Annotated in this window: 28 protein-coding genes and 1 pseudogene; 14 read left to right on the top strand and 15 right to left on the bottom strand. The window is 70.6% G+C overall.

Features of this window, described 5'->3' with window-relative positions:
- Nucleotides 1-44: 44 nt before the first annotated feature.
- Nucleotides 45-1,454, bottom strand: coding sequence for an oxygenase MpaB family protein (locus tag ACFYP4_RS22340; protein ID WP_388787624.1), 1,410 nt, complete (start codon nucleotides 1,452-1,454; stop codon nucleotides 45-47).
- 98 nt (nucleotides 1,455-1,552) lie between these two features.
- On the bottom strand, nucleotides 1,553-2,254 hold the full coding sequence (uppS, locus tag ACFYP4_RS22335; protein WP_358852566.1) for a polyprenyl diphosphate synthase: 702 nt from the start codon (nucleotides 2,252-2,254) through the stop codon (nucleotides 1,553-1,555).
- A 423-nt stretch (nucleotides 2,255-2,677) separates the two neighbouring features.
- Here uppS and ACFYP4_RS22330 point away from each other — a divergent pair, with 423 nt between their 5' ends.
- The 4 genes from ACFYP4_RS22330 (at nucleotide 2,678) to ACFYP4_RS22315 (ending at nucleotide 5,324) form a co-directional block, all read left to right on the top strand.
- Nucleotides 2,678-2,851 carry a hypothetical protein gene (locus ACFYP4_RS22330; RefSeq protein ID WP_388787342.1) on the top strand — a complete coding sequence of 58 codons (174 nt, stop codon included), beginning with the start codon at nucleotides 2,678-2,680 and terminating at the stop codon, nucleotides 2,849-2,851.
- A 41-nt stretch (nucleotides 2,852-2,892) separates the two neighbouring features.
- Nucleotides 2,893-3,882, top strand: coding sequence for a GlxA family transcriptional regulator (locus ACFYP4_RS22325; RefSeq protein WP_388787339.1), 990 nt, complete (start codon nucleotides 2,893-2,895; stop codon nucleotides 3,880-3,882).
- Between the two features lie 117 nt (nucleotides 3,883-3,999).
- Nucleotides 4,000-4,638 (top strand): HD domain-containing protein, encoded by a 639-nt coding sequence (locus ACFYP4_RS22320; RefSeq protein WP_388787336.1) that lies wholly within the window; start codon nucleotides 4,000-4,002, stop codon nucleotides 4,636-4,638.
- Nucleotides 4,639-4,931: 293 nt separating this feature from the next.
- Nucleotides 4,932-5,324 carry a DUF6355 family natural product biosynthesis protein gene (locus ACFYP4_RS22315; protein WP_358852551.1) on the top strand — a complete coding sequence of 131 codons (393 nt, stop codon included), beginning with the start codon at nucleotides 4,932-4,934 and terminating at the stop codon, nucleotides 5,322-5,324.
- A 114-nt stretch (nucleotides 5,325-5,438) separates the two neighbouring features.
- On the opposite strand, the gene ACFYP4_RS22310 is transcribed toward ACFYP4_RS22315, so the two are convergent.
- Nucleotides 5,439-5,831, bottom strand: coding sequence for an HGxxPAAW family protein (locus ACFYP4_RS22310; RefSeq protein WP_358852552.1), 393 nt, complete (start codon nucleotides 5,829-5,831; stop codon nucleotides 5,439-5,441).
- 92 nt (nucleotides 5,832-5,923) lie between these two features.
- Between ACFYP4_RS22310 and ACFYP4_RS22305 the strand changes: the two genes are divergently transcribed.
- Nucleotides 5,924-6,397 (top strand): MarR family transcriptional regulator, encoded by a 474-nt coding sequence (locus ACFYP4_RS22305; RefSeq protein ID WP_358852553.1) that lies wholly within the window; start codon nucleotides 5,924-5,926, stop codon nucleotides 6,395-6,397.
- A 533-nt stretch (nucleotides 6,398-6,930) separates the two neighbouring features.
- On the opposite strand, the gene ACFYP4_RS22300 is transcribed toward ACFYP4_RS22305, so the two are convergent.
- Entirely contained in the window at nucleotides 6,931-7,341 is a 411-nt protein-coding gene (locus ACFYP4_RS22300; protein WP_358852554.1) for an ANTAR domain-containing protein, read from the bottom strand.
- A 60-nt stretch (nucleotides 7,342-7,401) separates the two neighbouring features.
- Nucleotides 7,402-7,698, bottom strand: a complete 297-nt coding sequence (locus ACFYP4_RS22295; RefSeq protein WP_358852555.1) for a hypothetical protein — start codon at nucleotides 7,696-7,698, stop codon at nucleotides 7,402-7,404.
- Nucleotides 7,699-8,143: 445 nt separating this feature from the next.
- On the opposite strand from ACFYP4_RS22295, the gene ACFYP4_RS22290 reads away from it, so the two are divergent.
- A complete protein-coding gene (locus tag ACFYP4_RS22290; RefSeq protein WP_358852556.1) occupies nucleotides 8,144-8,512 on the top strand; it encodes a hypothetical protein in 369 nt (122 codons plus the stop codon).
- Between the two features lie 13 nt (nucleotides 8,513-8,525).
- Here ACFYP4_RS22290 and ACFYP4_RS22285 read toward each other — a convergent pair whose 3' ends face one another.
- Nucleotides 8,526-9,521: a helix-turn-helix domain-containing protein gene (locus tag ACFYP4_RS22285; RefSeq protein ID WP_358852557.1), complete on the bottom strand. Its 996-nt coding sequence runs from the start codon at nucleotides 9,519-9,521 to the stop codon at nucleotides 8,526-8,528.
- Between the two features lie 158 nt (nucleotides 9,522-9,679).
- Here ACFYP4_RS22285 and ACFYP4_RS22280 point away from each other — a divergent pair, with 158 nt between their 5' ends.
- The 3 genes from ACFYP4_RS22280 to ACFYP4_RS22270 all read left to right on the top strand — a co-directional run bounded on the left by ACFYP4_RS22280 (nucleotide 9,680) and on the right by ACFYP4_RS22270 (nucleotide 11,878).
- Nucleotides 9,680-9,988: a hypothetical protein gene (locus tag ACFYP4_RS22280; protein WP_358852558.1), complete on the top strand. Its 309-nt coding sequence runs from the start codon at nucleotides 9,680-9,682 to the stop codon at nucleotides 9,986-9,988.
- Between the two features lie 380 nt (nucleotides 9,989-10,368).
- Entirely contained in the window at nucleotides 10,369-10,590 is a 222-nt protein-coding gene (locus ACFYP4_RS22275) for a hypothetical protein (protein WP_358852559.1), read from the top strand.
- A gap of 100 nt (nucleotides 10,591-10,690) precedes the next feature.
- A complete protein-coding gene (locus tag ACFYP4_RS22270) occupies nucleotides 10,691-11,878 on the top strand; it encodes a tachylectin-related carbohydrate-binding protein (protein WP_358852560.1) in 1,188 nt (395 codons plus the stop codon).
- A 49-nt stretch (nucleotides 11,879-11,927) separates the two neighbouring features.
- Here the strand turns inward: ACFYP4_RS22270 and ACFYP4_RS22265 are convergent, their stop codons facing one another.
- From ACFYP4_RS22265 to ACFYP4_RS22250, 4 genes are all read right to left on the bottom strand, one after another.
- Nucleotides 11,928-12,794, bottom strand: a complete 867-nt coding sequence (locus tag ACFYP4_RS22265) for a helix-turn-helix transcriptional regulator (RefSeq protein WP_358852561.1) — start codon at nucleotides 12,792-12,794, stop codon at nucleotides 11,928-11,930.
- 161 nt (nucleotides 12,795-12,955) lie between these two features.
- Nucleotides 12,956-14,218: a CHAP domain-containing protein gene (locus ACFYP4_RS22260; protein ID WP_388787328.1), complete on the bottom strand. Its 1,263-nt coding sequence runs from the start codon at nucleotides 14,216-14,218 to the stop codon at nucleotides 12,956-12,958.
- Between the two features lie 271 nt (nucleotides 14,219-14,489).
- The gene (locus ACFYP4_RS22255; RefSeq protein WP_358853544.1) at nucleotides 14,490-14,735 is read right to left on the bottom strand and encodes a hypothetical protein; all 246 of its coding nucleotides are present in this window, start codon (nucleotides 14,733-14,735) and stop codon (nucleotides 14,490-14,492) included.
- A complete protein-coding gene (locus ACFYP4_RS22250; RefSeq protein WP_388787325.1) occupies nucleotides 14,732-15,433 on the bottom strand; it encodes a TetR/AcrR family transcriptional regulator in 702 nt (233 codons plus the stop codon). The genes ACFYP4_RS22255 and ACFYP4_RS22250 overlap by 4 nt, the downstream gene beginning before the upstream one ends.
- A 75-nt stretch (nucleotides 15,434-15,508) precedes the next feature.
- Between ACFYP4_RS22250 and ACFYP4_RS22245 the strand changes: the two genes are divergently transcribed.
- A complete protein-coding gene (locus ACFYP4_RS22245; protein ID WP_388787322.1) occupies nucleotides 15,509-15,937 on the top strand; it encodes a nuclear transport factor 2 family protein in 429 nt (142 codons plus the stop codon).
- Between the two features lie 174 nt (nucleotides 15,938-16,111).
- Here ACFYP4_RS22245 and ACFYP4_RS22240 read toward each other — a convergent pair whose 3' ends face one another.
- Nucleotides 16,112-17,539 carry an FG-GAP-like repeat-containing protein gene (locus tag ACFYP4_RS22240; protein ID WP_388787319.1) on the bottom strand — a complete coding sequence of 476 codons (1,428 nt, stop codon included), beginning with the start codon at nucleotides 17,537-17,539 and terminating at the stop codon, nucleotides 16,112-16,114.
- 113 nt (nucleotides 17,540-17,652) lie between these two features.
- Between ACFYP4_RS22240 and ACFYP4_RS22235 the strand changes: the two are divergent.
- Nucleotides 17,653-17,799 (top strand): annotated as a pseudogene (locus tag ACFYP4_RS22235) (L-asparagine oxygenase); the annotation flags it as partial.
- 186 nt (nucleotides 17,800-17,985) lie between these two features.
- Here the strand turns inward: ACFYP4_RS22235 and ACFYP4_RS22230 are convergent.
- Entirely contained in the window at nucleotides 17,986-18,576 is a 591-nt protein-coding gene (locus ACFYP4_RS22230; RefSeq protein WP_358853548.1) for an isochorismatase family protein, read from the bottom strand.
- Nucleotides 18,577-18,889: 313 nt separating this feature from the next.
- On the opposite strand from ACFYP4_RS22230, the gene ACFYP4_RS22225 reads away from it, so the two are divergent.
- Genes ACFYP4_RS22225 through ACFYP4_RS22215 form a run of 3 tightly spaced genes read left to right on the top strand, consistent with a single transcriptional unit; the run spans nucleotide 18,890 to nucleotide 20,907 of the window.
- Nucleotides 18,890-19,540 (top strand): ATP-binding cassette domain-containing protein, encoded by a 651-nt coding sequence (locus ACFYP4_RS22225; protein WP_388787620.1) that lies wholly within the window; start codon nucleotides 18,890-18,892, stop codon nucleotides 19,538-19,540.
- Nucleotides 19,492-20,355, top strand: a complete 864-nt coding sequence (locus tag ACFYP4_RS22220) for an ABC transporter permease (protein WP_388787316.1) — start codon at nucleotides 19,492-19,494, stop codon at nucleotides 20,353-20,355. The genes ACFYP4_RS22225 and ACFYP4_RS22220 overlap by 49 nt, the downstream gene beginning before the upstream one ends.
- A 15-nt stretch (nucleotides 20,356-20,370) precedes the next feature.
- Nucleotides 20,371-20,907: a squalene/phytoene synthase family protein gene (locus ACFYP4_RS22215; RefSeq protein ID WP_388787314.1), complete on the top strand. Its 537-nt coding sequence runs from the start codon at nucleotides 20,371-20,373 to the stop codon at nucleotides 20,905-20,907.
- 154 nt (nucleotides 20,908-21,061) lie between these two features.
- On the opposite strand, the gene ACFYP4_RS22210 is transcribed toward ACFYP4_RS22215, so the two are convergent.
- The 3 genes from ACFYP4_RS22210 to ACFYP4_RS22200 form a co-directional block, all read right to left on the bottom strand.
- The gene (locus ACFYP4_RS22210; RefSeq protein ID WP_358853552.1) at nucleotides 21,062-21,967 is read right to left on the bottom strand and encodes an NmrA family NAD(P)-binding protein; all 906 of its coding nucleotides are present in this window, start codon (nucleotides 21,965-21,967) and stop codon (nucleotides 21,062-21,064) included.
- Nucleotides 21,968-22,338: 371 nt separating this feature from the next.
- The gene (locus ACFYP4_RS22205; RefSeq protein ID WP_388787310.1) at nucleotides 22,339-23,151 is read right to left on the bottom strand and encodes an SDR family NAD(P)-dependent oxidoreductase; all 813 of its coding nucleotides are present in this window, start codon (nucleotides 23,149-23,151) and stop codon (nucleotides 22,339-22,341) included.
- Nucleotides 23,152-23,400: 249 nt separating this feature from the next.
- Complete coding sequence (locus ACFYP4_RS22200; RefSeq protein ID WP_358853554.1) at nucleotides 23,401-24,831, bottom strand: coniferyl aldehyde dehydrogenase; 1,431 nt, start codon at nucleotides 24,829-24,831, stop codon at nucleotides 23,401-23,403.
- Nucleotide 24,832: the final 1 nt, after the last annotated feature.

The raw sequence follows: 24,832 nt of genomic DNA, 5'->3' as shown, positions 1-24,832 counted from the left end.
CCACCGCGCGAGGTCCCGCGGAGCAGACCCTCGCGCGGGCGGGGTCACGCCTCGCTGAGCAGCGGGTCGAAGGCGCTCGAGCGCCGGCGGCCCGCCATGAAGGACAGAAAGTCCTTCAGGAACGCGCTGCGGGAGTACGTGCCCTCGGTGTCCGCCACGTCACGCCGGAACCCTGTCCGGAACAGGGCCCGGTACTCGTCCCCGTCGATGGTCTGGCTGCCGTCCCGGTCGGTGGCGTCGAACAGGACTTCCGCGACTCTGATCAGGGCGGGCCCGGCCAGCGACGGGACACCGGCGGCGTACTCCGCCCTGCTGACGCGGCCGTCACCGTCGGTGTCGAGGGCGGCCTGCAGTTCCCGCCACCAGGCGGCGTACGCGTCGTAGAGCTTGTTCTCCTCCGGTTCGTCGAGGTCGAGGCGGCCGGACAGTTCCCGGGCCATGGCGGCGAGGTCGGGCCAGTCCAGGAATCCGTCACCGGTCTGGTCCAGTACCGCGTCGAAGAACTCCTCGGCGCTGCGCTCGGGCTCGCCCGCCCCGGCGGGATCGGGTTGCGCGGGCAGCGGGGTGATCAGCCTGATCAGGGCGCCTGCCCGCTTCATTCCGTCGCGCACCGCCGTGATGCTCCGGGCGCGGGGGTCGTCACTGTCGGGCGAGAGCGAGAGGAGGCCGGCGATGTTCTCCGCCTTGATCCAGCCGTCCGGCAGGAAGCGCGCCAGACCGACGGCCAGGTAGGCGCTCTGCATCAGTGTCTGGGCCCCGGGGATCTCGGGCAGTCCTGCCCGGCGGCGGAAGGATTCGGGAAGGGATGCCACCGTGATGGCTCCGACGACGGGACCGGCGAGAGCCCGGCCGGCCGCCCACACGGTGGGCATCCCGTCCAGCAGCGGCGGCGCCGGGAGATGGTCGAAGAGCTTGTAGAGGATGATGCGCAGTGCCTCGGTGTTCTCGAGTTCCTCTTCGACCATGTGGTCGAAGTACTGCCAGAACTCCTGCAGGGTGGGCGGCAGATGGCCGGCCTGGTCGCCCATTGCCGCGAGCAGCGCCTGGAAGTCGGCGTACAGCCTGTCCATGGTGCCTTGTTCGAGAGGCTGGCCGCCCAGTCGGCACAGGGTGACGGCGCTCTCGAACAGGGTCGCCACGACCCAGGCGCGGACCTTCGGATTCATCGCGTCGTAGGGCCGGTTGCGCGCGTCGGTGCCGTTCAGCCGCGCGTGCAGCCGATTGAGCCGCGCCGCCTCCCGCTGCCGGGCGTGCTCGTCGGCGCCGAACATGCGCTGCATGCTGACAAAGGTGTTGCGCAGCCGCCGCCACGGATGTGCCACGAAGGTGGAGTTGTCGAGGAGGGCAGCGCCGATCTGCGGGTGGGCGGCCTCCAGTACGGTCGCCCGCACCATGGCCAGCGCCCAGCGCGGGTCGTTGAAGAACTCGTGGAACTGCGACCCCGTGCCCGACAGGGGCCCGGCCGCTGCCTCCGACGCCGGCCGGGACGGGCCCCCGCCGGGGCCGCCGGTGCCGGAGTCGGTGCTGCTGGAGTGGGTGCTGGCGGTTTCGGTCACGGTAAGGGTGCTCCGTTCGCGGTCGGCTTGACGCCGCCGAAGCGGCGATCGCGTTGCTGATACGTGTGCAGGCACTCCACGAAGTGCGTCGCGCGGAAGTCGGGCCACAGCACCGGTGGGAACATCCACTCGGCGTAGGCGACCTGCCACAGCATGAAGTTGGAGATGCGCTGCTCCCCCGAGGTCCGGATGACGAGATCCACGTCGGGTGTGTCGGGGAAGGGCAGATGGGCGGCGAAACTCTGCTCGGTCACCGCGTCGGCCGGCACCCCGCCGCGGATCAGCGACCGTGCCGCCTCGACGATGTCCCCGCGCCCGCCGTGGTCGAACGCCACGGTCAGCGTCATGCCGCGGTTCATACCGGTCAGCGTCATCAGGTCCTCGAAGTCCCGGGCGAGTACCGCCGGGATCCTGGAGTCCGTCACGCCGAGGAACCGGCAGCGGATGCCCCGGGCATGCAGCAGCGGAGCGTGTTTGCGTACGACGCGGCGCACCAGTTGCATGAGGAAGTCGACCTCGTTGCCGGGGCGTCGCCAGTTCTCGGTGGAGAACGCGTACAGGCTCAGCCACTGCACCCCGGCCGTCCTGGCCGCCTCGATCACGTCGATCACCGTCGTCTCGGCCGCCCGGTGCCCCGAGGTCCGCGGCAGTGACCGCCGTGCCGCCCAGCGGCCGTTGCCGTCCATCACGCAGGCCACGTGCCGCGGCGGTGTCCGTGGCTGCCGGTCCTCGTCAGCGGGGCCCCGGCACGGGGCATCGACCGGCGTCGGGGCGGAACTTCCGACGGCTCCGTCAACTGTCACGCCTGCTCCTCACGGCTGCCACCACACGGTCCCTCTCGACGAGCAGGCGCCCGTTCCGCTCTTGGCGGCCCCCGGCCGCTGGACGGATTAACGACCAGCAGCGTGCCGTGGCCGCGCCCCGGGCACGCCGCGATCCCTGCGCATTCACTCCCGCGCGCCCCCGGCCGTACGGGTGGACGATTAGCGGAGCCGGTACGTCCTGGCGGGAATCCGGCGGCGGATCGACGGTTCACCCGCTCACACCGACGGACCTACGCCCCCTGCCCGGCGTACGGAGGGTGTACCGCTCGCCCTCCGCTGTCTTTTTTCGGGCGGTTCATGGCCGGACCGAAGCGGCGCCACGGCCGGGAAGTCGGCATCGTCGAGGGACTCGGACACCGTCCGGACACCACGTACGGAACCGTCCACCAGGACGTGCTGGAGGAGTTCGTCCCCGGTTTCCGTCGTACGACCATGATCGGGCGCATCATGGGTGCGCCCTGGCCGACGTGAGCGGAACACGGCGGGCGCCCCGACGAGGAAGGCAAGGAGAGATGACACCACCGCCACACCGCGTGGGCGTTCTCGTGTTCGAAGGCGTGAAGCTGCTCGATCTGTCGGGACCGGCGGAAGTCTTCAGCGAGGCGAACCGGTACGGCGCGCGGTACCGGCTGAGCATCCTCTCGGTGGGCAAGTCGCCGGTGCGTTCCTCCATCGGCATGCTCGTTCCGGTCGACGGGGACGCCGCTGCCGCCGACGCCTACGACACGCTGCTCGTGGCGGGCGGTGACCTGCTGCCGGCCGCTCCCGTGGACCCCGCTCTCAGCGCGGCGGCGAGGGCGCTGGCCGAGCGGGCGGGGCGGATCACCTCGGTGTGTACCGGTGCGTTCGTACTGGGGGCCGCGGGCCTGCTCGACGGCAGGCGGGCGACGACGCACTGGCAGCACGCCTCCGTGCTGGCGCGCCGCTGTCCGTCGACGCGTGTGGAGCCTGACGCGATCTTCGTCAAGGACGGCACCACGTACACCTCCGCCGGTGTCACCGCGGGTATCGACCTCGCTCTCGCCCTGGTGGAGGAGGACCACGGACCTGATCTGCCCCGGCAGGTCGCCCGCTCGCTGGTGGTGTACATGCAGCGGGCCGGCGGGCAGTCCCAGTTCTCCGCCTCGCTTCAGGGACCGGCCCCCCGCACGCCCGTGCTGCGGCTGGTCCAGGACGCGGTCCAGGCCGATCCGACCGCCGACCACAGTCTGGGATCACTCGCCGCGCGGGTCAGGGTCAGTCCGCGGCACCTGACCCGCATGTTCCGCACCGAACTGGACACCACCCCCATGAAGTACGTGGAGCTGATCCGCTTCGACATGGCGAAAGCCCTGCTCGACGCCGGGCACAACGCGACGGAGGCCGCGTCGCTGTCGGGCTTTCCGAGTTACGAGAGCCTGCGCCGCGCGTTCGCGCGCCACCTGGGCCTCTCCCCCACCCATTACCAGCACCGCTTCGTCACGACGACGCCGCTGTCCCGGGCGCGCACGCCCACGGGCTGAGGCCGCTCTCCGGGTCCGGCCGTTTCCGAGGGCTTGTCGGCCGTCCGGCAGCGGCTCCGCGGGCGCCGGTCGGCGGAAGCTGGGGCAGGTCCCGGCAACCGCCCACGAAGGAGAGCCATGACCGAGAAGATCGCAGGCGTCGAGATCCCCGACAGCAAGCTCGCGCGGGACGCCACCGAACTCATCCGCGACACCACCCCGGCGCTGATCTTCCACCACTCCCGCCGGGTGTACCTCTTCGGGAGTCTCCAGGCAGCCGCACGGGGGCTCAGCCCCGACCCCGAACTGCTGTACGTGGCGGCACTGTTCCACGACACCGGCCTGGTGGCGCCGTACCGCAGCGACGACCAGCGCTTCGAGATGGACGGCGCCGACCAGGCCCGCGCGTTCCTGCTGACGCACGGTCTGTCCGACGGCGCCGCGGACACGGTCTGGACGGCCATCGCTCTGCACACCACGCCTGAGGTGCCCTACAGGATGGCCCCGGAGATCGCGTCGACGACGGCGGGTGTCGAGACGGATGTGCTGGGCCTGAACCTGTCCCACCTCACCCGAGCCCAGATCGACGCCGTCACCGCGGCCCATCCCCGGCCCGACTTCAAGCGGCAGATCCTGAAGGCGTTCACCGAAGGATTCCGGCACCGCCCCGACACCACCTTCGGCACGGTGAACGCGGACGTCCTGGAGCACTTCGCCCCGGGTTTCCGGCGGACCGACTTCGTCGAGGTCATCGAGAACTCCGCCTGGCCGGAGTGACCCTTCCGCCCGGACCGGCCCGACCTACGCGGGTCCCGCCGTGGCGCACCCGCGTGGCCATGGTCGCCCACTCGACCGGGCAGCGGTGGCCGACCACCACGGCGAGATCCGCGTCCTCGTTCCCGATTCCCCGTTTTGCTTGCTGCCGCCACTCGTTCCGGTGACTCACGGACACCGCCTGGACACATGGAGTTACGATCGCCGTACCAGCCCGGCTCCAGCAGGTGTCGTGGCGTCAGGAAGAGTCGATCGGCTGGTCGTCCATCGTCATGGCCCGCCCCTAAGGAGTGTTCGTGAAGCCCTCCCCCCGTTTTGTCCGAGCCGCCACGGCGGCTGCGTCGAGCATCCTCACCGCGCTGGCCCTGACGGCGTTCCCGGGACCGGCCCACGCCGAGCCCGGGCGCGGGCCGGAAGTCCGGCAGGCAGGCGCGAGTTCCCTCACCCAGTGCGGCTTCTTCCGGTACCGCGTCCGCGAGTCCCAGTTCGCCGGGTACAACCACTGCGGTGACACGACGGTGCTGGTCCACGTCGACGTCCGAGGAGGCGGCAGCACGAACGACTACCACCTGTGCGTCAAACCCGGCCCCACGCAGCTACCGGGCGCGGGGCCGAACTATCTCAACGCGTACTACATCGGCGGCGCCGGATGCCCGAGCGGAAGGCGCACCGCGCACACCCCTCACTGAACTCATACCGCTGCCTCCCGGTGAGTATGGCCAGGCATCATCTCGCCTCAGGGAGGGGCACCCGGCGCCTTTCCCGGGGCCGATTGCCGCGCGGGGCCGTCGACCCGGGGCCGTCTACTCGGCGGCGGACGTCAGTGCCGCGCCCGCCGCGGGAGCCCCGGTGGTCGCGCGCGTCGGCTTCCCGGCGCGTCCGGTACGAGCGCGTCCGCGTCCCGCCGCACGACAGCCCACGCAGTCCGGGTGGCCCCGTTCGGCCGCACGGTCCCTGACGCGCCAGTGCTGCTCGGCAGCGGGACGCGGACCGCCGGGCTTCCCCCAGCCGCTCAGGTGAAGCGCCCAGGTGACGAAGGCGGCGAGAGCGATCACGCCGAGGCCGAGCCAGAAACCGGGCACCCACGCCGCGATCATCGCGGCGCCGGACAGGATGAATCCGACGAGGGCGATACAGGTGCCCGTCCATCCGGCGACCGTGTGGCCCAAGTCGTGGTCGCCGTGCATGCCGCTCATGGGTCTCCCTGGGTCGATCTCTCTGTATCGTCGCAACGCGAGAGGTGCTTTATCTCACGAGCTAAGTAACTTAGATGCTAAGGAGAATCCCGGTGAAGGGCAAGTCCCGCCCCGAAGCGACACCGCAGCAGGCACTGGACGCGATGGACCAGATGATCGCCCTCGCCCTGGTGTCGCAGCACGACATCGCCCAGCGGCTGGGGCTGAACGTCACCGACCTGACCTGTCTGGGCCACGTCATCGGCGCCGGCGAGCGGCACCTGAACGCGGGCGATCTGGCCGAGCGCGCGAACCTGACGACGGGGGCCGTCACCGGCGTACTCAACCGCCTGGAACGCGCCGGTTACGTGCACCGGCAGCCCGACCCCGACGACCGGCGCCGCGTCCGGGTCGTCCTCGACGCGTCGGCGGCCGCCAGGGTCTTCGCCGTGTACGGCCCGCACTACGAACGGCTCGGCGCGCTCTTCGCCGACTACACCCCCGAGGAGACGGCCGTCCTGGCGGACTGGTTCACGCGCGCGCGTGCCGAGATGCAGATCTCGCTCGACGAGATCAGAGGACAGTGACCGCCCGGGCGCGGAATCAAGGGATGGATCCTGCGGCCCGGCGGCCCGGCGGCCCGGCGGCGCGGCGGCCCGGCGGCGCGGCGGCCCGGCGGCGCGGCGACTCGACGGCGCGGCGGCGCGGCGACTCGGTGTCCCGGCGCCGGACGGGACGGCCGTGATGTCCGGCGGAAGCGGCGCCCCGCAGCGACATGGCGAGGGGCATACCGTGCCGGGCGCCGGAGCGGTGCGGCAGGGCGCCCCGCGCGGTCGTCAGGCGCCTGAGCCGTGCGGTCCGGCGCCCCCGCACAGTCGTCGGGAGCCTGTGAACCGTGCGGACAGGGGCACACCCGTCGGGATGTACCGCTGTCCGCCGGGTCAGTTCGGACACGCACCGGGATCGCCGGTGCGTGTCCCGCAGCCCGGTGTGCGGGCAGACGGTGGGTCCTCAGGCGTCGCAAGCGTCGCCGTTCACCTGCGTCCCCCGCCTTGTACGGCAGTCCGTGGTGCGTGCATCACCTCACGGCCTCGGCGCTCCCGGACGCCTGCCGCGTGGATCACACCCGTCGCCTCCCGGTCGTCGCCTCGTCCGACGCTCCCGAGGCGCACGTGCGGTCCTCGGCGTGAAAGTCCCGCACAGCGCGTTGCAGGGCCTGCTGCATCGGACGCGGGAGTTGCTTTCCCTCCCAGGCCGCGACCACGGCCGCGGCCGTCTCCGGGAGCCTGACGCGGCACTCGCGGGAGACCTCGACCAGCAGGTTCCTGGCAGCGGCCCGACGGCACGGCGTCAGCACCATCACGATCCCGCGGGCCTGGTCGACGGCCGCACGGCCCACCAGCGCCCGCCGCAGCCGGACGATCTCGGCGCGCAGGCCGGCGACACTCTGCCTGGGCGGCGGCGCATTGGTCCACGAGGCTTCGGCCTTCAGGTCCCAATACCCCTCGGGGAGCATGGCTGTACGCGACATGGCTGTACCTCTCGACGGTCTGTGGTCCGGGGTGGCCGAAGCTGCCGCACCCGATGGATGTCAGCGATGCCTCGTCGGCCGGATGTCGTGTTGCCGGTCCTGCCGCTCCTCGCGGATCCACCGCGCCTGGTGCTGCCGGTTGTAGCGGCGCTCCCATCGGTGCCGGCGATCACGGCGCGCCGCGTACTCGCGGTACTCACCGGCGTCGGCGCCGTGCGGGCGCCCCCAGCCGGGGCCATGATCACGCCGGTGACGGCGGGCGGCGAGGGCCAGCAGCGCCGCGGCCACCCACCAGACGGGGTTGAGGAAGCCGAGACCGAACAGCACCGCGATCACGAGGACAAGCAGAACGAACACGGTGGGCCTCCCGGGGCGGAGCAAGGACATCGCTGCCGGGGGCTGGGGCTTCGCTCAACAGCCTAGCCCTGCCCGGAGGTTGTGGATACCTTGCCAGGCCAGGGATCCCGTCCGGACGGAAATGGCTCCCTGGAACGTGCCCTTGGAGCGGCGCGACACGCGCCTTCGCCACCGGGGAGATCCGTTGCGGGCCGGTGTCGCCCGGCTTTGGGCGAGGGAACGGGGTTGGCGCTTCCGTGACGCGCACCGTGCGTGCCGGTTGGCGGCCGCTCCTGCCCCGTCCGACGCACGACCAGTATCGTCGCGTCCAGCGGCCCCGCGTGGTCGCCCCGGACCGAATGGACCACGACACCCGGCTCGCCCCGGCGCCCTTCCACGGCGACGAGCCCTACCGCGAATGGGACACCCGGGATGCTTGCCGTGAGCGTCGGAAAGGAATTGCCGGATGGTCGAGTGGTACGTGGCGTGCCTGGCGCGCTACCTCCCGGTCCTCGGTGCGGGGTACGTCATCGCCTGTGCCGTGGACCCGGCCTCCGGTCTGCCCTTCTGGCGGGGCTTCGGCACGCAACTCGGCGACTTCATCGGACTGTTGCCGCTGCAGGGCGCGATCGCGCTCTTCCTGCTCCTGCTCGCGGGGCTGCTCAAGCGGCACGGCAGTACGGGCGCCTTCCGGGCGTGGGCCTGCGTGCTGACCATGGCGCCGCTGGTGCCGGTGTGGCTGGGCGGAGCCGGAGGGTTCGCGGGGATCATGATGCTGACACATCTGGTCTTCGCCTTCTGGATCATGCCGAGCCCGGAGCTACTGGAGGGGTGATCGCGCACCCCGGTCAGGGCCGGTCCGGGAGCCAGCCCTGCTGGACGGCGCGTACGCCGGCCTCGAACCGGCTGCGCGCCCCGAGGCGGTCCATCAGTTCGGAGGCGATCCGACGGGCCGTGCGGGGCGAGACCCCGAGCCGCTTGGCGATCGCTTCGTCGGTGTGGCCCTCGGCCAGCAGACGCAGTGCGGTCGCCTGCTGCCCGGTGAGCCCGTTCCGGTCCATGGCGACGACCTCGCCGAGCGGTCGGGCGGCCTCCCAGGTGGTCTCGAAGAGCGCGCACAGCGCGGTGAGCGTGCCCTGCCCGGTCAGCAGGACCGCGCCCGCGGCGGTGTCGTCGCTGCTGACCGACATCATGGCGATCCGCCGGTCCATGAGGATCATCCGGGTCGGCAGGGACGGCACCGTACGGACCTGGCCGCCCATCCCGGCCAGCCAGTCGGCGTGTTCCACGGTGGGCCGGTTGGTGCGGACGCTGTCGAGGTACACCGTGCGCATGCGCACCCCGCGGCCGAGCAGGTCCTCGTTCAGCGGCCGTGACGCGGCCATGTTCTCCGCGGTCTGCGGCCCGCCCGGGGCGAAGGTCAGGAACTCCCCGGTCACCTCGCGGGTGAGCACGGCCAGCCGGTCGCGTATCTGGTCGAGGCCCACCAGCTGTTCCACTCCGGGGTGGCTGGTCGCCGGACGCAGCTCGGCGTACTCGGAGATGAGCTGGGCGGCGGCGGCCCGTGACGCCTCCAGGCGCTGCTGGTGCGCGGCGAGCACCGCCTGCTGCCGGGCCATCAGGATCTCCATCCCGATGTCCGGCGAGACGGCCCGCAGCCGGCCCGCGTCACCGGCGGCGGGGCGCACCAGCGCCAGCTCGCTCAGCGTGTCGAGCGCGTCCCGTACCTCCCCCTCCGGCATCCCCACCACGTCGGCGAGGGCGGCGACACCGGCCGCCGGGTGTCCGAGCATCGCGCGGTACACCGTCTCCGTGACGGCATCGAGTCCAAGCGCGGTCATCATGTGGTCCCCCAGGTCCTTGCACGGCCATCCCCGACCCTCGGGGGATCCTCGCAGAGTGCGAGGCGGTCGTCACGGAGAGAGGCCGGAACCGGCCGCGGCCGCAACCGTCCAGGCCGCGAACCTCCGTCCGGGCGGCCCGGGTTGAGACGCTGGAGGGCATGTATCTGGTCCACGCGCAGCTGGAACTGCCCGACGGTGCGCACCTTCCGCACGACCTACGGGCGTCGGTGCGCGGCGCGATCGTTCCGGGCGACCGTGTCGAGCACGTCGCCGTCCACCCCCGCACCGCCTCCGGACTCACGCTCGGTCTCTACCTGCTGGCGGACGTGATCGAGGAGGCGGAGGCGCGCGCCGTCCGGGTCTGTGAACGGCTGCTGCGCGACCTGCCGGAGCTGGCCGGGGCCCGGCTGACCGGCGCGGGAGTCCCGCTGCTTCCGGCGGCCTTCGTGTGCCAGCCGGTGGACTGACGCCGACGGGGCTCGGACAACGGGCGTGCGCGCGGCCGTAGTTCGCGGACCGGTCGGTGGGAGGGCGGTATCCGGAGTGCCCGCGCCCCTGCCGCAGGAGGGCCGTAGCCGGGTGCCCGGGCGAAGGGAGGGCGGTATCCGGAGTGCCCGGGCGGTGGTAGCCCGTATCCCGAGGTGGCCGGTCCGCGGGTGAACGGGGCGCGGTGGACGGAACCGGCCCGCGTGGACGCATCAGTCCAAGGCCCTTTCCGTCCATCCGTGAACCCTTCCCGCCGGCCTGAGCTGCGACGAATCTATGGGGACCGGCCAGAGCGAGCGTCACCGCGGGACGCGACGGCTGCCGGACACCGCAGCTCACTCCAGATGGAACGGGAACCGTCATGCTTCGTACTCGAATCGCCCAGGCCACCGCGGTCGCCTCCCTCGTCGCGGCGGTTCTCGCCGCACCGGCCGTGGCGTTCCCGTCCGGGGCGGACGCGGGTCCGGCCTCCTCCGTACTCGCCGACGCCGGGTGGCAGACCGCCCCGGCCGACGCCGGGTGGCAGGACGCTCCTGCGGACGCCGGCTGGCAGACCGCCCCCGCGGATGCCGGCTGGCAGTAGGCCGCACACCGGCGCCGCCCTGCTCTCGACGCACCACCGCTCCGTGCCCGTACGCGCGGGCTCGCACGCTTCACCTCAACCACCCCCGGGAGACCGAGACATGAAGGACATCCGCAAGGCCGGCCGCGGAGCCGCCGGGGTGCTGACCGCCGGCGCACTCGGAATCGGGATGCTCACCGCGACCGCCACCACGGCCGGAGCAGCCACCACCTGCGGGGGAAGCGTCAGCATCTACGGCGTGCTCGACGACGGCCGGCTGACGTACAGCCAGCTCAACCCGGCCACCGGCGACCTCGCCAAGGTGCTCGTGGGCCCGGACCTCGGCTTCGAGCCGAAGGCCATGGCCACCCTCAACTTCAACACGGTGCTGGTGACTTCCGCCTCGGGCGCCCTCTACCGCGTCGACGTCCGCACCAACGACACAAGCCTCGGCCTGATGACCGCGCCGGTGCGGATCGCCGACAGCGGCTGGACCCACGACAAACTCACTTACGACGGCCACGGCCACCTCTACGGCACCACCGCCGCCGGTCTGCTGCTCCGCTACAACGTGACCGAGACCAAGCCCGCCGGCTCCCAGCACATCGGTGTACGGACCGAGATCGACACCGGGTTCGTCCTGAAGACCCTCACCGCCACCGGGGACGACCGGCTCGGCGCCACCACCGAGGACGGGCGGCTGCTCGACTACTCGGTCACCGGGGCGGGCGCCTGGAAGAGCAACGTCCTGAAGAGCTCCGGCTGGTCCGGCTTCAACCAGCTCGTCTCGCCCGGCGGGGGCCTCTACTACGGCCGCCTGTCCACCGGCGCCATGTACTGGTACAAGGACGCCGACCCGACCGACGGGTCCGGCTCGGACATCTCGTACCACCTGGACGATCCGGTCAACACCCGCGGCTGGACGCAGAAGCTGCTGTCCGCCCAGCCGGGCACGTACACCTGCACCACCGCGACGGACACGGTCGACCGCACCGACATCGCCGAGGTCAAGGCCGCCGGCCGGCAGATGATGAACGCCAAGGACGCCTCCTGGGCCACGTCCGCGCAATGGTCCTGCCTGGAGACGCTCTGGGAGCGCGAGAGCGGCTGGCGCTGGAACGCGACCAACCCCTCCTCGGGCGCCTACGGCATCCCGCAGGCGTTGCCCGCCACGAAGATGGACGTCGCGGGCGACGACTGGAAGGAGAACCCGCTCACCCAGATCAGGTGGGGCCTCGGCTACATCGACGGCCGCTACGGCTCCCCGTGCGGAGCGTGGAACTTCTGGCAGGCCAACAACTGGTACTAGGGAGCCGTGGTCGGGTGGAGGTGTTCTGGCCGGCCTACGCGCAGGCCGGTCAGCCGGGTGTGGTGGCCGGTGGGCCGGTGACGGCGGTGAGCCGGAGCTTGGTCTCGTCCTCGCTGCCGGGCACGGCGGTCATGATGACGATCTTGAGCTCGGAGTCGCCCTCGCTCAGGACGTCGCAGTCCACCGTGACCGGGCCGACCGACGGGTGGTCGATCGTCTTGTGGTCCTCACGGTGCGCGGCCACCTCTCCGAGCGCCCACAGCTCGGCGAACCTCTTGTTGCCCGCGTCCAGATCGCGGATCAGCGCGGCCAGGCGGCTGTCGCGGGGGAAGCGGCCGGTGGCGCGGCGCAGGTCGGAGACGACGGCGGCGTCGGTGGCGTCCCGGTCCGCCTCGGTCACCGGCCACAGCGCGAGGCGGGCAGGGCCGGCGTCGACCGGGAACCTGTCACGGGCGAAGTTGCGCAGCCGCGGCGGCGAGGCGGAGGGGTCGCCCAGCAGTGCGGCCCACCCGCGGTTCCACCACACCAGCTGCCAGTCCGCCGCGAACACGGCGACCGCCGCGTCCCCGAGGCGGCCGAGCACCCGCCGCACACCGGGCGGAAGATGGTCGGAGATCGCGCCGTCCACCGGCGGTACGAGCTGGGCCAGCCGGTACAGGTGGTCCCGCTCGGCGGTCGACAACTGCAGGGCCCGCGCCAGCGACGCCACCACCGACGCCGACGGTGTCGTGGCCCGCCCCTGTTCCAGGCGCACGACGTAGTCGACCGACACCCCGGCCAGGTCAGCCAGCTCCTCGCGCCGCAGCCCGGCCGCCCGGCGCCCACGGGCCACCGGCAGCCCGGCGGCCGACGGGGGCAGCCGCTCCCGCCATGTGCGGATCATCGCGCCGAGTCCGGTTCCGGGTGTCATCGACATGATCCCCATCCTCCGGCATCCCGGTCGTGCGTGCGGGCGCGAGGGTGGTACTGGCCTTCCTACCGTCGAAGCGTCCCTGGCCCCCTCCCTCATCGGGACGCGCCAAATGGGTGGCGCCCCCCCGGTCCGGGGGGCGCCACCCATTTGGCGCGTCCGTGCGCTCAGCCGACGGGGGAGACGAAGCCCGCGATGTCACCCGCGTTGAGGGGGTTGTTGTTGGTCTTCCAGTTGTAGGTGGTCTTCTTCACCATGTCGCTCTCGTTACCGCCGACGGTGGTGACGTAGTCGCCGCTGACGGCGACGACCAGGTTGACGTGGTCGGCGTCACCGCCGCCGTGGTAGCCGTAGACGACGGCGTCGCCGACCTTCGGGGTGGTGTGCAGGGTGCCGTTGCTCTGGCCGTAGATGTAGAGGCTGCCGGCCTCCGGGGTCACCCCGCTGGTCTTGACGCCCACGTTGGCCCACACGTAGCGGACGAACTCGGCGCACCAGGCGCCGTTGTGGTCGAAGTTGAAGTCGTAAAAGTTCTTGCCGACCTGGGCGTTGGCGACCTTGGCGATCTTCTCGCCGGTGGTGGCGTCGGGCGCCGGGGGCACGTAGGCGCAGTTGTTGGCGTAGCCGGACAGCAGGCTCTGGGTCCAGCCGGAGGCGTCCACCGGGTCACTGGAGTGGAGCGCGATGTCGGAGCCGTCGCCGTCGGTCGGGTCGGCGTCGTGGTACCAGTACATGCCACCGTTGGTGCGGCCGTAGTACAGGCCGCCGCCGGGGGAGGTGAGCGAGTCGACGGCGGACCACCCGGCGGACTTGAGGGTGGCCCGCGTCCAGTCGTTCACCCCGTCGATCTTGTAGCTGTACAGCTGGCCGCCCGCGGTGGAGGCGATGATGCGGTCGTCGCCGGCCGCGGCGAGCGTCTTGAGGACGAAGCCGGTGTCGATCACCACGTGCTGGCCTATGTGCGCGGACCCCGAGGGCTTGGCCTGGGACACGACGTACTGGTGGAGCTGCCCGTCGACGGTCCCGTACAGGTGACCGGCACCGTCGTAGACCATCTTGTCGAAGGTCCAGCCGCCGTCCCAGACCTTCACGACGCCGGCCAGGGTCAGCGAGGTGTTGTTCGTCTGGACGTCGACGCGGTAGAGGTCGCCGGTGGTCGAAGTGACCAGGACGGTGTTGAAGTTGAGGGTCGCCATGGCCTTCGGCTGGAAGCCGAGGTCCGGGCCGATGAGCGTCTTGGCGCGGTCACCGGTGTCCGGCTCGATCTGGGTGTACGTGAGCCGGCCGTCCGACAGCGTGCCGTAAATGGACACGTCACCGGTGCACGAGGCGGCGGCGTACGCCGCCTGGCCGGCGACCGTGACCACTCCGAGGGACATCGCACCGACGGCGAGGGCGGCGGCCCGGCGGACGGCGTTGCTCAGCTTCATGTTCTCTCCTGCGGCATGGAAGACGAGCGGGCGCGCACCCCTGGCCCGGACAGCTGCCCTGCAGGTGCAGCTGTGAGGAGTTCACGGGTGTGGCGCCCGGTGGCAGAAGCCACTCTCGCCGCAGGTCACGGCAGGGCGGAAGGGAACTCGGTTGGACGCAAGAGTCCCTGGCCGGTTGCGTCCTTGGGGGGCGGGGCACGGCCTGGAAGGGGCCTGCCCGGAGGCGCGGGTGGAGGGCGCGTACTCGCAGACGGGGGCTGAGGGCGCGTACTCAGAGGCGCGGACTTGGAGACGCGGCCTGGGCGCGCGGTACGGCGTCGGCGGCTGCGGGCATGCGGGCGCGCGTCTGATCGCCGCCACGGTGGGCGGGGGCGCCGAAGGGGACGGGCACGCTGACGTTGTTCGCCGCGGTGATCCCGTCAGTGCTGCTGTTGAACCGGGTGCCGCAGTCGGCGCACACGGGACGGCGAGCCTCCCGCTCGGCCCTCTGCTGTAGTGCCCATGTCCATGAGCTCATGGAGAAGGCGTGCGGCAAGGCCCACGTCGCTTGGTGATCCGTGCGAGTCGCAGCACCATCTGTTCGACGGTGTCGGTGGGCGGCCAAGGAAAGGCGGGCAGAGCCGCACGCAGAGAAACCTGCCCGTGCAGCGCGGTCCAGAGTGCCACGGCGTCGGCGAATGGGTCGGTGCTGGCCGAGCTTCCCACCTCCACGCATGCGTGGAGGTTGTCGACGAGTGTCTGGAACGCTTGCAGCCCGCTGAGATCCGCACTACCTGGGGTGGAGGGGGCGGGTTTGGAAGGGGGTGTGCCGAAGAGGACCCGATAGCGCGCGGGCTCGCTGGTACCGAAGTCCACATACGCCGCGCATCCGGCGAGCAGTCCTTCCACAGGGTCGTCGTACGCGATGACCGCTGCGGTGATTGACTCGTGCAGTTGTGTGAGCGCCTCCTCCACGACCGCTTGGACGATGGCGTCGCGACTGGGGAAGTGGGTGTAGATCGAGGGTGCGGCTATGCCGATCTCGCGCGCCACCGAGCGCAGAGTCACCGCCTGATCTGAACCGGTGCGCACGATCAGGGCGGTCGCCGCCTCAACGATCTCCTCACGCAGCCGCGGGCCCTCGCCTCGGCGATTGCGGGGCCGGGCGGGAGCGCGTTGGTCCTGGGCGGGAGCGCGTTGGTCCTGGGCGGCAGGCGGGGGGGAACCCTTCGTCATGCCATGACTTTACAGCTGTTAGCCGACTGACATACCGTCCTAACAGCTGTTAGCTTACGCGTGAAAGGTATGCATGTGAGTGACGAAAGCACAGTGGCCCCGGGGCAGCAGGCAACTGAGGTGCCGGCCGCGATCGCGGTCGCGGAGCAGATCCGGGATGTCGAGCGGGCCCGGCTCCGCGCGCTGGTCAAGGGCGATATCACCGCCGCATCAAATCTCCACGCGCCGGACTTCCAACTCATCACCCCTGTCGGCGCCATGCTGTCCAAGGACGACTACCTGAGAGCCGTCGCGACGGGACACATCGACTATGTCGACTGGCAGCCCGCCTTCATCGACGTCCGTGTGCACGGGAACACCGCTGTCATCCGGTACAAGGCCACACTGGAGGTGGTCTTCGCGGGCCGCCCGATCCCCCGCGCTACGTACTGGCACACCGATACCTACGAGAACTCGGACGGCCAGTGGCGGGCAGTGTGGTCCCAGGCAACCGAAATCAGATAGACACAGACACTTCGCCCCGCCACCACGGGACTGAGCTTCCAGCACGCCGGTGGTCAGGGGTGCTCCTACTGGAAGGGTGGCCGGCCGCGCGGTACGCGGAGTCCGCGTGCCGCGCGGCCGGCCACCCTGTTGGCGTTCGGCGGGCTCACCGATACTTCCGAACCCGGGAGGAGGTCAGCCGCCGAGCGTGTGGCCGAACTTGGCGTCCTTCTCGGGGGCGCCGAGCTTCACGGGGCTGATCGTGCCGGCGCCCGTCGTGGTCAGGCCGCTCGCGGAGCCGTAGAGGTTCCACAGGGCGCCCGAGTCGGCGAAGGCGCCGTCCTCGCCGGGGGCCGTCGCGGTCAGGTCCGCCTTGCCGTCCTTGTTCAGGTCGGAGAGGCTCACCTGGCGGCCGAAGTCGTCGCCCGGCTCGGAGAGGCCCGGCACGCCCGTAGTGGACTGGTTGTAGGCGATCGCGCCCTTGCCGGTCATGCCGCCGGCGGCCTTGGACGCGCCCTTGAGCAGGATCACCGCGCCGGTACCGGTGGCGGCGTCGAGACTCTCGCCGGGAACGCCGACCGCGACCTCCGCATTGCCGTCGCCGTTCACGTCACCGGCGCTGAGGGACGCGCCGAAGGCGTCGTTCGCCTCGCTCGCCCCGGGAACCCCCGCGGTGGCCTGGGTGATGACCTTCTTGCGCGTGTTGCTCGGCCCGGTGGAGCCGCCGTACTGGATGGTGATACTGCCCGGCGCGGAGTCGATGACCTCGGTGACGGAGCCGATGTCGCGGGTGATCAGGTCGCCGTAGCCGTCGCCGTCGACATCGCCGACGGTGCCGCTGTACGCCGTGCCGAGGGCCTTGGAGGTGTGGCCGACGCCGGTCCTCGACCCCTTCCAGAAGCGGGCCTCGTGCTGCATCTCCTCGAAGCCGTGCGTGGTGACGATGTCGTCCACACCGTCGCCCGTGAGATCACCGGTGATGAAGGAGCGCAGACCCGGGGGGCCGTCGTCCGTGGTGATGCTGTCCTGGGTGCGCGTCTTGCCGTCGCGGGTGAACGGGCCGTACTGGATCGTCATCCCGGAGACGTCCGGGTCGTCGCTCGGGTCGGAGTTCACGACGAGGTCGCGCTTGCCGTCGCCGTTGAAGTCACCGAGGGCGAACTCGGAGTACCGGTACGGCAGAACGGTGTTCTGGCCGGTAAGGCCGTCCTTGGAGCCCCACAGCACGGTCGGCTCACCGTCGTCACCGCCGCTCGCCACGAACAGGTCGGTGTACGAGTCGCCGTCGAGATCACCGGGGAGTGTCTGGATACCGAAGGCGAAGGTGCCCTGGGGGTCGCCGGGGACGCCGGGCGTGGCCCGGCTGATCATCTGGTGGCGCGCCGTCCCAGGCCCGGAGGCGGTGCCGTACACGACCGAGATGTAACCGGCCTTCTCCACACCGCCGACGGTGCCGAAGGGCGCCGCGACCGCAAGGTCGGCGTGTCCGTCGTGGTTGAAGTCGACCATCGGCGTGCGGGGCGGCACGGGCGCGGCCGACGCCGTGCCGGAGGTGGCGAAGAGCGCGAGGGGGGTCGCGAGCGCGGTGACGGCGATCGCGGCGGTGAGAGTGCGGCGGGGCACTGTGCCTCCTGTGCGGAACGTGTGTGACGTAACGGGAGACGGACCACTTCGAGTGAAGGTTGTACACCGCAGGAACTCCGTTGCGAGATGCGGACGTTCCATCGAGCCCCTTCCTCGACAACCGCGTCGCCGTCCACGGACGCACCGCCTTCCACCCCCGCTACTGAGCAGACCGCTGGCTGCAACGCACCTGCGTCGCCACCGACCTGCGCCGCTCGTGCGACCACCGCCCCCACGACGGCCACATACTCACCCCGTGACCCCGCCCGCCAAGAACGACCAACGGCCATGCGCTGGCGGCTCGCCAGGGACGGCCGCGAGCGCGAGATCCTGATGCAAGGCACCGCAGACCGCCCCGACCCGGCGAGTGACGTGCGCCCGCGAACACCAACTGCGCGGACATGGCAGCACCGGCCTTGACCCGGCTTCCCTCGGGCCTGCCCGGACTACTGCGCGATGACGGCACCGGATACGGCGACACCGGCCTGCTGGAAGTCCTTGAGAGTGGTGGCTGTGGTGTCGGGGGCGACGCCGACGCAGTAGTCCAGGAGCACGCGAGCACGGAAGCCGGCCTTCAGGGCGTCCAGCGCGGTCGCCCGGACGCAGTGGTCGGTGGCGATGCCCACCACGTCGACGTCCTCCACCCCACGTTCGCGCAGCCAGTCGGCCAGGGAGGTGCCGCGTTCGTCAGCGCCTTCGAAGCCGCTCTTGGAAGCGCTGTGGGCGCCTTTGAAGAAGACGGCATCGACCTTACCGCCGGTAACGACGGGGGCGAAGTGCGGGTGGAACTCGCCGCCTTCGCCTCCCGCCACGCAGTGCACCGGGAAGCTGTCCTTGAAGTCGGGGCTCTCGGAGAAGTGGCTTCCCGGGTCGATGTGGTGATCCCGGGTCGCCACGATGTACCGGTAGTCGCCACCCGCGCTTTGCTCGACGAGCTCGGCGACCGCCGTCGCGATCCGCGCGCCGCCCGAAACGGGCACACTGCCTCCTTCACAGAAGTCGTTCTGCACATCCACCACGATCAAGCCTCGGCTCACCACGTCCACCCTTCAGCACGATGAAACAACCCTCGCGTTCTACCGGCCCTCGCGCGCCCTGCGGAGAACCAAGCGGCAGGGCTCACCCTCATGGCTCAGGGCATTCACCGCAGGAACGATTCGCACGTGCCGAAGAAGGTGATGGGCAGGGACTGTTGAGACGTTCGGCTCCGGCCCTTCGTCGGTCCAGTCCCCCACGGTCATGGGGGGGGACTCTGTGGTGTGCGGTGGTCACGGTCCATCCGTGTCGTTCCTGCGCCGTGATCGTTGTGGCGTGCGTACGGGGTCGGTTCGGGTGCCGGGGAGGGCGGACGTGGAGGTCGGGGATGTGCACCACGCCTACGGTAGGCGTGCAGTCCTGCGCGGCGTTGACCTGCGGCTTCGGCCGGGAGCCCTGTGCGGGATCGTCGGGGAGAACGGTGCGGGCAAATCAACGCTGTTGAAGGTCCTCTCCGGTGAGTTGCGGCCCGCACGGGGCGTGGTCCGTCATGGGGGCCGGTTCGGTTACTGCCCTCAGCACGTGGTCCTGAACGACGCGCTCACCGTCCGGCAGCACTTGAGGTTCTTCCAGAAGGCCTACCGCCTGGCAGATCTGCGGTACGCCGAGGAGGTCATGGACGTGCTGGGGTTCGCCGGTTACGCCGACGAGCGGGCCGGGGTGCTCAGCGGCGGGACGCGGCAGAAGCTGAACGTGACGCTGGCGCTGATGCACGATCCCCAGGTGCTGTTGCTGGACGAGCCGTACCAGGGGTTCGACTGGGACACCTACCAGCGGTTCTGGGACCTGGCCGTGCGGCTGCGTGATGCGGGACGCTCTGTCCTGGTCGTCTCCCACCTGGCATACGACACCGAGCGTCTGGACGAGTTGTGGCGTCTGGATGGCGGGGTGCTCCGCCCGGACCGGGCGGTGGCCGCGTGGCGTTTCACTTCACCCGGTTCGCTCTCGCCACCGGATTCGCGCTGACTGAACACGGCCGTAACCGGTTCGCCATGGTCCTCGTGATCGTCTTCGTCCCCCTGTGGACGACTCTGGCCTACCTGGCGATGCCCGACACCCCGGCGCACCTGCGGCTGCACGCCACCGGGGAGACGCTGGCGCCGCACGGCAACGAACTGACGGAGATCAGCGGCGCACTCAACGCGGTCACGCTGATCACCGGTTTCATGATGTTCGCCGCAACCTTCTCCGGCAACCGTTTCGACCGTCGGCTGGCGATGGCCGGCTATCCGCGGGCCCACCTCGTCCTGGCCAAGGTCACCGCACTGGCGCTGATCTCGGCTGCGGTCGCCGCCTACGCCACCGCGGTCACCTGCCTGGCGTGGACACCCAGGCAGCCTCTGCTGCTCGCCGCCGCGCTGTTCAGCGCGGGACTGACCTACGGCGCCCTCGGCGTCGGCTTCGGCTCGGTGCTGCGCCGGGAGGTCGAGGGCATGTTCGCCATCGTGATGACCAGCATCATCGACCTCGCGCTGCAGAACCCGGTCATGAGTGCCGGAGCCGACAACCCGGTCGTGCGCTACCTGCCCTCCTACGGAGCCATGCAGGCCGGCACGGCCGCCGGTTTCTCCACCACTCCGGTACCGCGCTGTCTGGCCGTCCAGCTCACCTGGTTCGCGGGAGCGGCCCTGATCGCCCTGATGGGCTTCCGCCGCAGCACCCGCAGCACCCTGCCCGTCAACGCCCGGTTCCCCGAGCCGGCGCCGGGCAGCGGCGCTCCCTGCCTTCCCGCGCCGCGCCGAGCAGGCGAGCCCTCGGCGCCCGACACGAAAGCACCCTGAGGTCCACGCCGCGAAATGCGCACTGCATCCCAGCCCACCCCCGCACCCCTCGGCACGGCCACGCACGCGCGGCGGAGCCGAGTCACCGCCCGTGCACTGATGGGCGAGGACCCCGCCCTGCGTGCGGCGTACCGGCTGTGCCGGCGCACCACTCGCCTGCACGATCCCGGGATCCACGCCCTCATCCGGCTGATGCCTGCCGTGCTGCGCCCGCCCTGCTGGGCCTTGTGGGCGGCTGCGAGCGTCCTGGACGACCTCGCCGACCAGCGAGATGCGGAACAGGCCGAACGTGCGGCCCGCGTTCAGGCGTGGACCCAAGCCCTGCAACGCGACCTGGCGGCCGGCACCAGCACGGATCCGGTCCGCCACGCCCTGGTGGACACCGCCCTGCGATGGCACCTGGACCTGTCCAGCCTGCAAGGCGCCGTGGCCCGCACACTCGACGACGTCCGCGACCGTCGCTTCGTCGACTGGGCCGAGTGGCGTGCCTGGTGCGAGGCACTGGTGCCCTGGGTCGACCAAGTACGTTCCCTGTCAAGTCCAGCGTGTTGAGTTAGTGGGACGTCACCGTCCATCAATCTGGTGCTGGCCGTCGCCCAGGAGGGCGCTGCTGGATATCGGTATGCCGTTTGCTTTTCGGGCCCACCGTCGACGTGCTCGACCGCGATTTCGGTGATGTCCCCTGCACCTGGGATTCTTACGGCAGTCAGCCGAGGTAGAAGCCCTTGCGGACGGCGACGAATTCCTCGACGGTCAGGGGTCGCTTCCCGGTGATGCGCTCGACGTCGTTGGTCGCCCTGTCGTAACGGTTCGCGCGGTGCAGCTGCGCCATGGTCGCGATGTGCTGCTCGGTGTGCTGTGGCAGGCCCGCGTTCGCGAGTACCTCTGTGCGCCACCATTGCAGGGGGACGTCCAGATAGGTCACCGTGCGGCCGAGCGCCTTGGAGAACTCCTGGGCTACTTCGGTCATGTCGAGCGCCCGTGGTCCGGTCAGCTCGTACACCTTCCCGGCGTGTTCCCCGGGATCGCGCAGGATGGTCGCGACCACCTGGGCGACGTCGTCGGCAGCGACTGGCGAGGTGCGTCCGGTCCCGAACGGCAGCGCCAGCGTGCCGTTCTCGCGGATCGACCGTGCCGCGAGGGCTGTGAACAGCGGATTGTCGAGGAACGTTGTCGGGCGCACGTGCACCACGGGCAGGCCCGACCAGTCCAGCACCTGCTCCGCCAGCCAGTGCAGCCGCTGCTGGTGGGATTCCGCGGTGCTGGTGGCGGTCATCTGCGACACCGTCATCTGCGACATGTCCACCAGCAGGTCGAGTTCGCCGTGCGCCTTGGCGACAGTGGCCATGACGGTCGCCGCCAGCAGGTGGTCCGGGGACACACTGAGCCCGAGGTACGTCCGGCGGACGCCGTCGAGCGCGGCCGCCACTGTTTCGGGCCGGGTCAGGTCCCCGGTGACGACCTCGGCGCCCCATGCCCGCACCTCGGCCGCGCGGTCGTCCTCGCGGCGGACCAGGACGCGGACCGGCACGTTCTGCGCGCGCAGCCGCTCGGTGACGAGGCGGCCCATGCCGCCGGCGCCGGTGACGAGGACAAGGTCGTGATCAGCCATCGGTGGCTTCCTTTCGGAGGTGTTCGCCCCGGCCAGGTCCTGGCCGTTGCACGGGCGGCAGTGTTGGTGCTCGGCGTCGCCGATCGGTCCTCGCCGAACGGCCGGCCGTGATTCTCATGCCGGATCGGCTCGGTGACGGGCACGGCGAGCCATGGGTAAGGGGATGGGCACCGTGCTCGCGCGGGCTGGTGCTCGTATGAAGATCGGTCGGCGTCGCCTGCGGTCAGATCGAGGTCGCGCCGCCGAAGCAGAAGTCGGGGCTCTCCACGGTCACCAGCACGGCCGGGAAGGGCGATGGACGATGTTCGGCGCCACCCGGAGGCCGTCGAGGGGGCGCTTGTCGATGTGGTGTGGCGGTGGCCCGGACGGGGTCAGTGGTGGCCGGGTCGGCTCGAGCGCATCTGCCACTGGGTCATCGCGCCGAAGGCCAGAACGTTGGCTCGGCGGGTGGTGAAGCGCGAGGTCAGGGTCATCACCCAGTTGAAGGTGCCGGAGACGACGCTGGGCGGAGGGTTACGCCGGTCCAGCGTGCGCAGCGCGGTCGTGACCACCTGACTCGGCGTCTGCAGCCGGACGCCGCGGGCCATGTCGTCGGAGCCGGCCGCGTCGAAGAACTCGGTGCGGGTCGGACCCGGGGAGAGAGCGAGCACGCGCAGCCCGGTCCCTCGCGATTCCTGCCACAGCGCCTCGGTGAAGCTCAGCACGAACGCCTTGGTCGCCCCGTAGACGGCGGCGTTGGGCCACGGCTGGTACCCGAGGGAGCTGGCGATGTTGACCAGGACACCGGTCAGCTGGCCGATGAACGCCCTGGTGACATCGACCAGGCTGGCCACGTTCAGGTTGATCTCCTGCTGGACCCGTGCCGGGTCCTCCTGCCGGAACGGGCTGTGGGTGCCAAAACCGGCGTTGTTGACGAGACTGGTGACGGTGATCCCACGCCGGGCCACCTCCTTGGCCAGCGCTTCACCCGCGGCCGGCACGGTGAGGTCGAACGGCACCACCGTGACGGTGACCTTGTGCTTCGCGGACAACTCATCGGCCAGGGCTTCCAGGCGGTCGGCGCGGCGGGCGACCAGCACGAGATTCGAGCCGCGCGCGGCGAACTGACGGGCGAACTCCGCGCCGAGTCCGGCACTCGCCCCGGTGATCAATGTGGTCTGGGTACGGTAGTCGATCTTCTTCATGGCGGTCAGGGACACGGCGCCCTCGCGGGCCCTCTTCCCCTACTCCTTTCAATCCTTGCGACGGTCAGCGACCGTCATCGCGTGCTCATCTGTTGCCCAGGCGGGCACGGAGCCCGCCTCGGCGATGGTCGTGACGTTTGAGGTGTCCCCGGTGACGAGAAAGGGGCCGGTCAGTCATCGGGGCCTCCTTGCGGAGGTGTGGGCCTCGGCCATGTCCTGGCCGCTGCCCGGGCGGTAGTGCTGCCTTCTTCACCGGAGCAGGAAGTTGAGGAGGGCTTCGGTGCGCTTGTTGAAGGGGGCGCGCAGCATGCGGGTGGCGTTGAAGCGGCCGTGTACGTGGATGCCCTTGGGGTGGCTGAGCGTGCGGAATCCTTCGATGCCGTGGTACTTGCCCATGCCGCTGGCGCCGACGCCGCCGAAGGGGAGGTCGTCCTGGGCGACGTGCATGATGGTGCCGTTGACGGTGACGTTGCCGGAGGTCGTGCGGTCGAGGACCTTGCGCCGGTCGGGGCCGTTGTCGCCGAAGTAGTAGAGCGCGAGCGGCCGGGGCCGTGCGTTGACGTAGTCGATGGCGTCGCCGATGGCGCGGTACCCGAAGATCGGCAGGATGGGGCCGAAGATCTCCTCGTGGGCGATGCGCATGTCGTCGGTGACGCCGAGCACGACGGTCGGTGCGAGGGTGTGCGGACGGCGGGCCGCCTCTTCCGGCCGGTGTCCGACCTCGATGATCCGCGCCCCGTGGGCGCGGGCGTCCTCTATCAGGCCGGTGAGGATCTTGTACTGCTTGTCGTCGACGATCGACGTGTAGTCCTCGCCGGTCGGGCCGTCGGGGTAGGCGGTCTTCACCAGTCGGTCGTAGGCGGCGACGAACGCGTCGATCTCGGATTCGTGCACCAGGGCGTAGTCGGGGGCGATGCAGGTCTGCCCGCCGCTGAGAAGTTTGCCGAAGACGATGTCTGACACGGCCCGGTCGGTCACGTGTCCCTTGGCCACGATGGTCGGGGACTTGCCGCCCAGTTCCAGCGTGACGGGGACGAGGTGGTCGCTGGCCGCCTTCATCACGGCCCGTCCGACCTCGGTGCTACCGGTGAAGACGAGGTGGTCGAACGGCAGGGCGGAGAACGCTGAACCGTCGCCGCTGACCATCGTGACCTGCTCCGGCGGGAAGAGCTCGCCGAGCATCTGCGCGAGCAGCGCGTTCGTCGCCGGGGTCAGCTTCGACGGCTTGAGCAGCACACGGTTGCCGGCCGCGATCGCGGTGACCACGGGCATCAGCGACAGGTTGACCGGGTAGTTCCACGGCGAGATGACGCCGACCACGCCGAGCGGCTGGTATTCGATGCGATTGCTGCCGAAACGCAGCAGCAGCTCGATGTGGCGGCGGGTCGGGCGCATGAACCGGCGAAGGTTGCGCTGCAGGTAGTCGATGCCCTGCACGACGCCCACGACTTCCATCAGCGCGGTCTCGTGTCGCGAGCGGTGTCCGAAGTCGGTGTTGATCGCCTCCTCGATGTCGCCGCGCCGGGCGATCAGCGCCGCCTTGAACCTGGCCAGATCGCTGCGCCGGGCCTGCAGGGAGGGCGCTCCGTCGCGGAGGTAGGCGGCGCGCTGAGTCTGGAGGATGTGGTGGAAGCGCTCCGCGTCGGTGGGCTGTGCGGTGATGTCGGTGCTGCTGTTCATG

This window comes from Streptomyces sp. NPDC005551, assembly GCF_042871785.1.
Lineage (GTDB): Bacteria > Actinomycetota > Actinomycetes > Streptomycetales > Streptomycetaceae > Streptomyces.
Note: the sequence above shows the minus strand (reverse complement) of the source record. Positions and strands in the feature narration are given on the sequence as shown.